A 12,262-nucleotide genomic window follows, 5' to 3' on the forward strand; every position below is an offset into this window, starting at 1 on the left:
CGGGTGCGACGGCGACCGGCGAGAACGCCTCGGCGACGGCTGACAGCGCGACGGCAACGGGTAACAACTCGACCGCCTCGGGCACGAACAGCACGGCCAACGGCGCGAACTCGACCGCGTCGGGCGCGGGTGCGACGGCGACCGGCGAGAACGCCTCGGCGACGGCTGACAGCGCGACGGCAACGGGTAACAACTCGACCGCCTCGGGCACGAACAGCACGGCCAACGGCGCGAACTCGACCGCGTCGGGCGCGGGTGCGACGGCGACCGGCGAGAACGCCTCGGCGACGGCTGACAGCGCGACGGCAACGGGTAACAACTCGACCGCCTCGGGCACGAACAGCACGGCCAACGGCGCGAACTCGACCGCGTCGGGCGCGGGTGCGACGGCGACCGGCGAGAACGCCTCGGCGACGGCTGACAGCGCGACGGCAACGGGTAACAACTCGACCGCCTCGGGCACGAACAGCACGGCCAATGGCGCGAACTCGACCGCGTCGGGCACGAATAGCACCACAACCGGTGCGGGTTCGATTGCGTCGGGTTCGAATAGCTCCGCTTACGGCACGGCCGCCAGCGCGACCGGCGCCAATAGCGTTGCGCTCGGTCAAGGTGCGGTGGCATCGGGCTCGAATTCGGTTGCCTTGGGCACGGGCTCTGTTGCGACCGAGGCGAACACGGTGTCGGTTGGCTCCGCAGGTAACGAGCGCCGGATTACCAACGTTGCGGCCGGCGTGAACGACACGGATGCGGTCAACGTCGGGCAGTTGAACAGCACCGTCTCGGGCATCCAGAACCAGATGTCCGGCATGCAAGGCCAGATCAACTCGGTTGCGCGTGATGCGTACTCAGGCATTGCGGCGGCGAGCGCGCTGTCGATGATTCCGGAGGTCGACGCAGGCAAGACCCTGGCCGTCGGTATCGGTACGGCCAACTACAAGGGTTACCAGGCCTCGGCACTCGGCGTGACCGCACGCGTCACCGAGAACCTCAAGATGCGGGCCGGTGTGAGTTACAGCGGCGGCAACCAAGTGTGGGGGGGCGGCATGTCCTATCAGTGGTAACGAGTGCCTCGCGGCTCTGGAGTCGGGCTATCGACCGTGAGGTCGAGACGCCTGCCTCTCGGGCCCTTCGAGCCATCTCATACAGTGTATGGGATGGCTTTTTTTTGACGGATACCTGATTTTTCGCGATTCGGCTGCGATCGGCCGTCAAATCGCGCGTATGCGTCGATCCACGGCCATGCCGTCGACTCATCTCCGGAGGTGGCGATATCCAACGTGCTGGCTGCAATTCGAATTTATAAGATATGCAGCTGATACGTTTGCGGGAGATAATTAGTATATTAAGTATAATAAAAATTAGGGTGCGTCTCTGGATGTACTCGCCCGCATTGATTTCATTCGTTTCAAGAAGTTACCCGGGTTCGCCATTCCGAATCAGGCCGGATTAGGCGGCACGATCATCGTGAGGCTGCGGATCGTCGCGCAAAAAGGGGAGGGCGCTCCGTGCCGGCCTCTGCCGGCCCTATTGAGTTGGCCAGGTTTGGGACATGTCGTTGCCTGCGGCGTACTTGTTTTTCTAAATATTGTTATATGCGTCAACCAAGGGCGAGACTATCTTGGTGGTGCGATTTTGATGGGTGAATATTCAAATAATGTCAAATCGCCCTTAAATTTTACGAGTAACCGTCGTTCTACATTTTTCCGGATGAAAGCGGGCTAATGGCGTCGCACATTCATGAAGTGAGGTAACCAGGGGTTGATATGATTGAGCGAGCGACATCCATGAGAAGGGGGCATGCTGCGCAAGGGAAAATTGCGGATGTGCGGGACAAGGTTTCGAAGTGGGTTTTCATTCTGGTGCCTGTCGTTTTCGTGATGTCCTGTTTGCTCGTGCTTTCGCTCTGGCACATCAACGTTCTGAACGGATGGCTGGTGATGGCGTTCGTGGTGCTGATCGCGGCGATGCTGCTGAGCATCTGCTTTCTCATGTACGTCATGGCTTGGACGTCGCTTTTTCGCACGAGAAGCCACGACGCGGGCGGCGGCGTGTGCTCCCTTCATCAGTCCGCCGATACGGATACGGCGCCGTCGCCCGTCGGATTCGATGGCGTGCAAGCCATTTACTGCAGGTTCAAGACCGGGCAGACCGGTGTCTTTCGAGTGCGGTGCTACAACACCCGTTGCCCATGCGCCGGGTGCCTCGATTGCCGCGAGCCGTGATCCGCGGTGCCGGGGGGTAGGAGACCAGTAGCGGCAAGCGTAGAATGCAAGCGCGCGCGAATATACACGAGCCGGTTGCCGGGCAGTGTCGCGCGCGCACTCGCGATACGCGACGAATCCGTGGCGCGAAGTCGTGAACCCGAGGGGGCGTGGTAATCCGGCCGATATCGCTTGGCAGCGTGCCTGGTGTGCTGCGGCTCGGTTCAACATTCTCTCGGTGCGGCGTGTCGCGATCGTCCAAGGTCACTCCCCCTCGTTATCCATTGTCTTCTGGAGCCGTCATGTCTAACGTCGAGTCGCTGATACGCGTCGTGGTTGCTGACGATCATCCGATCGTCTTGCGGGCCGTCACGAACTACATCGACTCGCTGCCCGGATTCCGCGTGGCCGCGTCGGTCTCTTCCGGAAGCGCACTGCTCGCGACCCTGAAAGAGCAAAAAGTCGATCTCGTCGTGACGGACTTCGCGATGCAGCAAAGCGATGACGACAAGGATGGATTGCGCTTGATTTCCCATCTGATCCGGACGTGCGAACACACGCCGGTGGTCGTCTTCACGATGCTGACGAATACGGGCTTGATCAATCAGTTGTGCCGCATGGGTGTAGCGGGGCTCGTCGGGAAGGAAGAGGAGATCGGTGAACTCGGCCAGGTCTGCGTCAGAATCATGAATGGTGCCACGCAATCGCTATCTCCCGGCATGGCGCATCGGCTCGCCGTGGCCGGCAGCGTGAAGCCCGGCACAGCCGACTTCCAGGCGCTGACGCCCAAGGAACTCGAGGTCGTGCGCCTGTTTTCGACCGGGGTGGCGTTGACGGAGATTGCGCGAATACTCAATCGCTCGTTGGGAACAGTTTCCACGCAAAAGCGATCGGCGATGCGCAAGCTCCATGTGGAGACCAACGTCGATCTGATCAATTGCGCGCGTGAGCAAGGGCTACTCTGATGCAAAGCGTTCTGCCTGAGGTCGAAGGGTCGCCGTTGAAGAAATTCTATTCGCTCGAATCCAATTTGAAGCGCGAGCGTCGGGTATTCACGGTCGTCATCGCGCTGCTGATCTCCGTCGCCCTTGCAGTTTCGATCATCACCGTCACGGGATTGTTTCAGACGGCATTCAGGCAGGAAGAGCAGGCGGCGCGCATCCACGAGAAAGAAGTCGTCGACACGTTCCTGCAGCGGCGCATGATGCTCACGACGGCGGCCCTGGTGCTGCAATTGCGAATGAACGGTGCGCCGTCGGTGACGAGCGTACCTGCGCCGAACGTCTGCACACCGATGAACAACAACTCCTTCGATGACAAGGCGTTGCTCGAGAGTTGCGATTACACGGTGCAACTGCTGACCAACTCGGGACAATCGCCCAGCATCGAACTGGTTGCCGCGGACGGCTCCGTGGGTTATGGATACCTGTTTCCTGCGGGTGACCTGAGCGCGCTGCGTTCCGGCACGCCCACCGAACTCGTTGCGTCCGTCCTCGAACGGTACAGGAAACGCGGTATCGATCCGCTGGACGCCGCCCGCAAGAAGCTGATCCTCTGGTTCGCGGCCGGCAGCGGCGAGCAAGGCGGCGAGCTTCACATGGTCGGTGCATCGGTTGTGTACAGGGGAGACACGCTCTACGCGATCGTGCTGACGAGCGTGGACCTGCGCAGCCTGCTATCGACGATCGAGCGCGCCGGCCGGGTTCAGCAGCCGATCGTCGTGGATTCGGACGGTATCCCGCTCGTCGATGCCGACTCCGTCGCAAGGGTCCGCCAGGTCGATACGCACCTCGTCGGGAAGCAGGACGGCCTCTATCACTGGGTACCGGGTTTCGGGTGGGCGATTCGCCGCCCGGCGTTGTTCGCCGGGTTCGGGCACATGATGTACCTGCTGCCGCTCGATCTGCAGCTCCGATCCATGCGCTACGAGTTGTGGCTGATAGGCGGTACCACCATCGTCCTGATCGCGCTGCTGTTCATCGCGTTCCGGTATTGGAACTACCGGTTTCTGACGCGCATCTATTTGGAAGCGTCGCGCGCGCTCGAAAGCGAGATGCTCAATCACCTGCTGGTGCATGCGACGCCTGTGGGCTTGTGCATCGTGCGGCGCTCGACGCTCGAGATCGTGGTGGCCAACCCGATTGCGCGCTCGATGCTGGGATTGCGGATTTCCGACAAGCATCTGCCGCGGGAACTGCAAAGCGCGTTCGAATCATCGCTCGCCGGGCAAGACACGGACGCGGACGATTCCCATATTTTCCAGTTTCCGTTCGCGCTTTCGCGTGCCGGGCATTCAGCCGTCTACATCGAGATTACCTACGCGCCCGCGACGCTGAATGCGCAGGAAGTGTTCTTTTGCGCGATTACCGACATGACGTCCCATCATCAGGCGGAGATCCTGCTGCGCGAGGCCAAGTTGACGAGCGATGCCGCTGCCAAGGCCAAGGTGGCATTCTTCGCGTCGATGAGCCACGAGATCCGGACTCCGCTGGCGTCGCTGGTCGGCAACATCGAGCTCGTCGCGCGTGGCGCGCTGGCGCCCGAGCAGCAGGCCCGCGTGAAGGCCATGGAGACGTCGGCGCGCGGGCTGATGCAGATCGTGAACGACGTGCTCGATTTTTCCAAGATCGATGTCGGCGAGCTGAGCCTGATGGAAGAATGGGCGAGCATCGCGGATCTGCTGGACCGCCTCGCGCTCGCGCACGCGCCGCTGGCCACGCAGCAGGGGTTGAAGTTCTACACGGTGTTCGAACGCAATCTTCCGTCGCGGCTCCACTTCGATCCGATCCGGGTTTCGCAAATCGTCAACAACCTCTTGAGCAACGCGCTCAAGTTCACCCCCTCCGGGAAGATCGTGCTGCGCGCGGGCTGGAGCGCCGGTGCGCTCGAAATCAGCGTGACGGATTCCGGAATCGGGATACCCGACGATCTGAAACACCGATTGTTCCAGCCGTTCACGCAGGGTGACAGCAACCGGCTGATGCAGGCGCGCGGGACCGGCCTCGGTTTGTCGATCTGTGCCCGGTTGTGCGAGCTGATGAAGGGACGTCTCGACCTCGAGAGCACGGTCGGCGTGGGGACACGCATCACGGTGATTCTGCCGCTCAAAGCCTCCGAGGGCGATGCGAGCAGCGCCGGCTGGACGCTTCCGTATCAGCGCGTCGCCGTGCTGTGTCGTGCCCAGGAGAACCTCGAGTGGCTGAGTAATCTGTTCGATCCCGACGAGGCCAGGGTGACATCCGTGTCCAACCCGGTCGTCCCGATCGACGAGCATGCGCATGACTTCCTGATCGTGACGGACGAGTTCGCGCCGGCTGACATCCTGGCATGGTGGCCGACACCAGGATCGATCCTGTGGGCGATACAGGCGGGACCGCTGGTTCCCAGGCGGCGCGACGACGGCGGCGTCGAGATCAGCCTGTATAGCCTCGCCGGCCTGAAGTCGGCGGCCCGGATGCTCACGGACGGGCGGCAGGCGCCGACCGCGGTGACCGCGAGCAACGACGAGGCGGCTGCCGTCACGGTATTGATCGCCGAGGACAACCTGCTCAATCGCAGCCTGCTGTTCGATCAGCTGACGACGCTCGGCGCGCGCGTCATCGAGGCGACGAATGGCGAGGAGGCACTGACCCTGCTGTCGAAGGAACCGGTGAACGTCGTGATGACGGACATCGACATGCCGGTGATGGACGGGTTTCAATTGTTAGCCGAAATGAGGGCGCTCGGCCTTGCGATGCCGGTATATGCGGTGAGCGCGAGCACTCGCCCGGAAGACATTGCCGAGGGGCGCGCGCGCGGGTTTACCGACTATCTGGCCAAGCCTGTTCCGCTCGAGACGCTGGAAGCCATCGTCCGGGACGGCAGTGGCAACGGCAGCATGGGCGGCAACACTCGAGGGAACGACGAACCCGACGCGCTACCGGAGTTTCCGGACGTTCCAGCGGCCTATGTGCCGGCATTCCTGGTTCAGGCTGACCGGGAAATCACCGAGTTCGACGAAGTCATGCGCGAGCGAACGCTTGCGCGGCTCAGGCGCTGGCTGCACGGCGTGGCGGGCGGGCTCGCGGTACTGGGCCCATCCGCGTTGCACGAGCAATGCCAGGAACTCCGCGCCTATGTACACGAATCGGCGGAATGGGACCGGGAGATCGAATTGCAGGCAAACAGTATTCGGGACGTCCTGCAAGAAATGGCTGCGTCCCTGAAACGCCGCTGATCCAGGCAGCCCGTGCCCCGAGCGGCACGGGCTGATGGCATCCGCCGTCTTTCCGGATCAGTCGCATTTCCGACGTTCCACGGGCGACGGATTCTAAGTATTGTGATTCACGCGCCCCCGCATTTGATTTAACGTTTCCTGAAGATTGGAGTGGTTTGAGATGAAGGTATCGTGCAGGTCGGCACGAGCCGGCTTCGCGCTCCAACAGGTGGAAGGCTGCCGCGAGGCTGGCCTTTCGGCAATTGCGTCTTAGGGAGAACAATGTGGAAGCGGGCAGCACGTATCATCGGGGAGAATGGAGCGCCCGGGAGCACGAGGACGGCCCCCCGTTTCGCGAGGCCGACCTCGAGCGGGCGATCGAGCACGGTGAGTTCTCGATCGATTACCAGCCCATCGTTTCGGTGCGGTCGGGTGCCGTGGTCGGGGCTGAGGCAGCGGTCAGCTGGCATCACCCGCATTGGCGCGTATTGCGCCAGAGCGAGTTGTACGCCGCCGCTGATCGGCTCGGCGTTTCGGCGCGTGTCGGAGAACATGTCGTGAGCGAGGTGTGCCGGCAGTTGGGACACTGGAACAAACACGGCTGCGGCGCGCCGGCGGTTTCGATGCGCCTGTCGGGCACCCGGTTATGGGCGGAAGGCATGTCCGAACATCTGGCGCGGTCGATCGCGAAGTTCGATGTGCCTGCGACTCAGTTGACGCTCGAGATTCCGGAAATGCCGGCGCCCGAGGAGTCGCTGCCCCTTCTGGATTGCCTGAAACGTTTGCGGCAGAAGGGATTTGGCATCGTGCTGAGCGATTTCGGCGCTCATCATACGGCGATATCGACGTTGATGGTGCTGCCCGTGACCGGCGTGAAGTTCGGTGAATCGTTTGCCGCGCGCCTGGCCCATTCAGCGACGACCGAAGCGATCCTGTCGTCGGTGTCGAGGCTGACGCATGATCTGGGCCTGACCTTGACGGTCGCCGGCGTCGACAACACGAGCCAGCTCGAGTTTCTGAGGCGCTACCGCGATATTGAGTTGCAGGGCGCTGCCCTGTTCAAACCGATGAGCGCGCAAGCGTGGCCCGAGTGCGTGGGCGGGCATGCGACGTCTCAACGCCATCGGTGCGATCCGTCCGCATGCGGACGCAGCAGCATCTGCTTCGGGACGGCGGCGGGCTAGTCGTGGCCAGGTCGCAGGTCACGAGCCGGCCGTTTTCACTACGCAGGTTCAGCGGGAATTTCGTAATACCCGATCGTCGGAATCTTCCAGAGTACGAGCGCGACCAGCGAACGTTTGATCAGTTCATCAGCCATTTTTCGTCATTTCCAGTCCGTTGATTATCGAAAATGCCCGGTTTCCGCGACGACGGGAATCGGAAAAGTTAGATACCCGGGATTCGGCAGGGCTTGCGCCGCATAGAACACGTTGGCGGCGATGGTGGACAGGATGTTGTCGGTGCCGGCACGGCTCGCGTGCCGAATTTCGAAGATCTGTGATTCAACGCCCGAAGGCGCGACTATAAAGTGACAGGTGGATCGATCGGGCGTAGCCAGTGCTTTGCCGGTTCCGATCACGCGTTTTTGTTGCAATGAATTTGCCGCGACGTCAGTTCGAGTGTGGACCGTGGCGGCAACATCATGGTCGGCTCATTAGCGAAAAGGGGGGGGCGGCGGCATGGCAGTGACTGATGATTTTGTCGGCGTCCAAGGCGCCTTGGGCATTCCGTCCATTTCAGCGCTGATGTTGCTGAGCAGCCGCGACTGGACGCTGCATCCGATCGCTTCGATGGCGGGTGCTGGGCGCAGCGGTTTTAGCGCAATCGCGCACCGGGCGCGATTCGTGTTCTGGATGAGCCATTGGCAGCCGCGCTATTTTCCGAAAACGCCACGCTTGTCCGCGCGCGCCTCGCGCGCGGGGTTCGGGCCGGCTGACGCCGCGGTCGCACCCATTGTCGGTCATCCTGTCTCGCGCCGCCGGCCGGGTTCGAAGCACGCGAGTATCGCCATTGCCGTCGGCGTGTTTGCGGCGCTGGCGGGACTGATGTCGCTCCGTCCCGGGGGGCACGCCGGTGCAGACGTGTTCGAAGGCACGGTGACTCGGGCGGCCGTTGCCGAACCGGCTGTCGAACGTCGCAGTGTACCGTCGGCTAGCGCGTCGTCCGCGCAGCGTGCGGCAAGGTCCGATCGCGGTCCGGTGCTCGCCGTTCCGCAGGATTCGGGCCGCGTGTCGCCGTTTGCCGGCGTGCACCGGGCCCAATCGTCCGACCGTGACAATCGGGTACTCGCGAAGAGTCGGCGCAGACAGGTTCAGCCGTCATCCGTTCATCCCCGGTCCGTTCGAGGCGGCAATGCGGATACGGGCGTGGCGCACGCGAATTTGGGCCACGCGCGTAGCCGTAATCGGCCTGCGTCGGTTCCGCTTCAGGGCGATCTCGGCAAGGGGACCGCCTATCGCGTTCGCGTCGACGCGTGGCGACCCGCGCAGCCTGCGCAAGAGGCGACCGTCGGGACGCCGGAGGTCTCAATGGTTCAAACCGTCGCGACCAAACCGCTTCATGGCGTGCCGAGCGACACCGGCTGGATGCAGCACATGACACAACGCAGGCTGACAGACATCCCGCAGGAATTCTTGAGGTGATCGTCGCGAGCCGCAGGTAGTCTTCTGCAAGAAGGAGCTCGGCGACCACACGAGCGGCCTGAAGGGCCGCTTGAGGGTGGGCATGCCGGTGACGGTGGAAGGGCCGTACCGGCTGCTTCACGTTCGCAGATCAACGCACACACCAGATCTGGATCGGCGCAGGAATCGGCATCACACCTTTCATCGCGCGCATGAAGGAGTTGGCACTGCATCCCGAGCGGCGTCATCGCATCGATCTGTTCCATACGACCACCGATTTCTCGCAAGAGGCAATCAATCAGCTCGTCGCTGATGCGGACGCAGCCGAAGTGCGACTGCATCTGCTAGTTGATTCGAAGCATGGCAGGTTGTACGGCGAGCGCATCCGCACGGCGGTTCCCGACTGGGGGGATGCAAGCGTCTGGTTTTGCGGGCCACCTGCATTCGGCGAAGCTGTGCGAAATGATCTCGTCGCAAACGGTCTAGATCGCGCCAACTTTCATCGGGAACTGTTCCAGATGCGCTAGGTCACGTCCGTCAGGACGGCGGCCCAGATCCCTGGTCGTGCACAGTCGAAACATCTGGCTCCATCAAACCTGTCCCAGTTTGGAGCTTGTTGCATGGTCGGACTTTCGCCAGGCGATCGCGATCGCGCCGCGACGCGACGCGACGCGACGCGTAATTTTGCCGCTTCTCGCCGACACGCGAACGTTCGTACAACACGCTTTGCACCGTCTTGATCTCTATCCAACACAACACCCGCCGTGCAGCTTCGTTCAGCGAGCTGGTCACCTATCTCGCGCTGTTCAATTCGAACGCGCCCCGCCAGGCACGCCGAAGCGACGAAATCGATAACGCACGCATGTTTGATGCATGCAATCAAGCTGAGCTTTTACGCGCGGCTGCTCGCGTGACCGGCGCGGGCAGCAAATTGAATGGACTTGCATCCGGACACGTTCGGTCGTCGCCCTGACGATCTGAAGGAGGAGCCGTCGCTTGCGGAATTCGGCCCCCGGCTCGCACCGCTCGAGTCGACGGTCGTAGACCCGCTGCAGGTCATCAAGTGGCCGGAAACAAGAAACGAATTTGTACTGCTGCGGCGACGCAGCGTCGTCGAGCGCGGTTTCGGTTCGGCTAATCGCTTCCGGCGGTTCGCCCACGACTATGAGCGATTGCCTGAGAGACCTTGCCTGGCCGGCCTGCATTTCGTCGTCTTCGCCATGCTCATGCTCGTTCATGCCATGCCTCTTCAAAGTGCATGACGCCTCTAAGAGAGGTTCGCCGCGAAGAGGCGGATTGCCGCTTTGTCAAAAAAATCCGGCTGGCTCATGACAAATATCAAGATATTTTCAGTCGGAAATGACGGAATCAGCTTTGCGCCCGTCGACACATCGAAATCGGGCTGATTCTGATAAAAAAATTTGACGTTTTGCTTTCGGCCATATAATTTTATTGAAAGGAAGTAGAAAGAAAGGCGAGGCCCCTGCGCTGCTTTCACGTCTGACAGATGGGCCGGGCGGGTGAGAACCGAACGTCTGTCATCAAGTTAGTTTTTGCAAAGCGTATACCGATGTTGTTTGGAATCGAGCATGTTTCATGTTCGATTCCTTGGCGTGTCTTGCGAGCAGTTTCGCTCCAACGATTCATTTCGCTTATCTGATCAGATCTTCTCGGGAGTAAACGTGAATAAATTCATTCGTACTACTTGTTATAGGAATGCGGCTGCTTTCATCCTCACCGCGTGCGTGCCATTCGCGCGCGCACAAACGCCGAGTGTGCCCGGTCCGAGCGATGCGTTCGAGGCGGTCGATCAAGTGATCGTCAAGCTCAAGTCGACAGCCTTGCCCGTCACGCGCGGCGGTGGATCGACCATCACATCCGACATGCAGGACGTGATCGACCGCGTGCTCGCCGCACGCAAGCGTCGCGCGTTCGGCGCCTCAGCCGCTTCTGCGGCGGGCAATACAGGCGATCCGGCTGCGGGGGCGCAGGTGAAGCGCGAAATGGCGGGCGGCGCGGCTGTGCTGAAGCTGCGGCGCAGCGTATCGGTCGCAGAAGCTGCGGCGCTCGCGAAGGACTTCGCCGCCGACGGCGCGGTCGAATACGCGGAGCCGGACGCGCGCATGCATGCCTCTCTCGTCCCCAATGACCCCCTCTATTCCGAGCAGTGGGGTTACAGCGAAGCCGGCGGTGGCGCGAACCTGCCGAAGGCGTGGGACATCACGACGGGTTCGGACCGGATCGTCGTCGCGGTCATCGACACCGGCTATCGTCCGCATGCCGACCTCGCCGCGAACATCGTGCCCGGTTACGACTTCATCTCGAATTCCGATACGGCGAACGATGGCGACGGACGTGACAACGACGCATCCGATCCGGGCGACTGGATCACGCAACAGGAAGTCGACGATCCGAACGGCCCGTTCTATCGCTGCCAGGTCGATGATTCCGGCCGTACGTATGCGAGCAACAGTTCGTGGCACGGCACTCACGTCGCGGGTACGATCGGCGCCGTATCGAACAACGGCGACGGGGTCGCGGGCATTTCGTGGAAGGGAAAGATCCTGCCGGTACGCGTGCTCGGCAAATGCGGCGGCGTAACGAGCGATATTGCGGACGCAATGCGTTGGGCCGTCGGCCTACCCGTGCCCGGCATTCCGGATAACCGGAACCCGGCTCGCGTGCTGAACTTGAGTCTCGGCGGCGCTGGCAAATGCGGTCGCACCTACCAGGATGCGATCGACGCAGTCATCGCGAAAGGGGCGACGGTCGTCGTTGCCGCGGGCAACAATTCCAAACTTGCATCGAATCGGCAACCCGCGAGCTGCGATGGCGTGATCACCGTCGCAGCGACCGATGCGAAGGGCAAACGCGCGTACTTCAGCAACTACGGCCCGGAAGTGAAGGTCGCGTCCCCCGGCGTAGGCGTCCTGTCGACGCTCAACAGCGGCACGAAGTCGCCATCCTTCGACACCTATGCGTACTTCAACGGTACGAGCATGGCGACGCCCCACGTCGCCGGCACGGTCGCGCTGATGCTCGCGGCGAACGACTCGCTTATGCCCGAGCAGATTCTGCAGAAATTGCAGGCGGCGGCGCGCCCGTTCCCGAGCGACTCCGGCTGCTCGTCGAGCACTTGCGGCGCGGGCCTGCTTGACGCCGGTGCCGTCGTTCGTTCGGTACGACAGTAACGGCGGAGTTCGTACACATCGTCGCCGAGGAATTCAGATCTCGATGACGGT

9 protein-coding genes and 1 pseudogene are annotated in these 12,262 nt (G+C 61.9%); 9 read left to right on the top strand and 1 reads right to left on the bottom strand.

Features of this window, described 5'->3' with window-relative positions:
- The 5 genes from AC3WLY_RS09585 to AC3WLY_RS09605 form a co-directional block, all read left to right on the top strand.
- Positions 1-1,064: YadA family autotransporter adhesin (locus AC3WLY_RS09585; protein ID WP_492332663.1), on the top strand; the 1,064-nt coding region annotated here is incomplete at its 5' end.
- 723 nt (positions 1,065-1,787) lie between these two features.
- Positions 1,788-2,225 carry a hypothetical protein gene (locus AC3WLY_RS09590; RefSeq protein WP_492308625.1) on the top strand — a complete coding sequence of 146 codons (438 nt, stop codon included), beginning with the start codon at positions 1,788-1,790 and terminating at the stop codon, positions 2,223-2,225.
- A gap of 281 nt (positions 2,226-2,506) precedes the next feature.
- Entirely contained in the window at positions 2,507-3,169 is a 663-nt protein-coding gene (locus AC3WLY_RS09595; protein WP_492308624.1) for a response regulator, read from the top strand.
- The gene (locus AC3WLY_RS09600) at positions 3,169-6,420 is read left to right on the top strand and encodes an ATP-binding protein (RefSeq protein ID WP_492308623.1); all 3,252 of its coding nucleotides are present in this window, start codon (positions 3,169-3,171) and stop codon (positions 6,418-6,420) included. Before AC3WLY_RS09595 ends, AC3WLY_RS09600 begins: the two co-directional genes overlap by 1 nt.
- Positions 6,421-6,683: 263 nt before the next feature.
- On the top strand, positions 6,684-7,583 hold the full coding sequence (locus AC3WLY_RS09605) for an EAL domain-containing protein (RefSeq protein WP_492308622.1): 900 nt from the start codon (positions 6,684-6,686) through the stop codon (positions 7,581-7,583).
- Positions 7,584-7,741: 158 nt separating this feature from the next.
- On the opposite strand, the gene AC3WLY_RS09610 is transcribed toward AC3WLY_RS09605, so the two are convergent.
- Complete coding sequence (locus AC3WLY_RS09610; protein WP_492308621.1) at positions 7,742-7,993, bottom strand: hypothetical protein; 252 nt, start codon at positions 7,991-7,993, stop codon at positions 7,742-7,744.
- An 85-nt stretch (positions 7,994-8,078) separates the two neighbouring features.
- On the opposite strand from AC3WLY_RS09610, the gene AC3WLY_RS09615 reads away from it, so the two are divergent.
- The 4 genes and pseudogenes from AC3WLY_RS09615 to AC3WLY_RS09630 all read left to right on the top strand — a co-directional run bounded on the left by AC3WLY_RS09615 (position 8,079) and on the right by AC3WLY_RS09630 (position 12,211).
- Complete coding sequence (locus AC3WLY_RS09615; protein WP_492308620.1) at positions 8,079-9,041, top strand: hypothetical protein; 963 nt, start codon at positions 8,079-8,081, stop codon at positions 9,039-9,041.
- Positions 9,042-9,232: 191 nt separating this feature from the next.
- On the top strand, positions 9,233-9,547 hold the full coding sequence (locus tag AC3WLY_RS09620; protein ID WP_492308619.1) for a hypothetical protein: 315 nt from the start codon (positions 9,233-9,235) through the stop codon (positions 9,545-9,547).
- A 522-nt stretch (positions 9,548-10,069) separates the two neighbouring features.
- Positions 10,070-10,282, top strand: a pseudogene (locus AC3WLY_RS09625) (IS5/IS1182 family transposase); the annotation flags it as partial.
- Between the two features lie 420 nt (positions 10,283-10,702).
- Positions 10,703-12,211 (top strand): S8 family peptidase, encoded by a 1,509-nt coding sequence (locus AC3WLY_RS09630; RefSeq protein WP_492308638.1) that lies wholly within the window; start codon positions 10,703-10,705, stop codon positions 12,209-12,211.
- The last annotated feature ends 51 nt before the right edge of the window (positions 12,212-12,262 follow it).

The organism is Burkholderia sp. FW306-1C-G01B, from assembly GCF_058781685.1.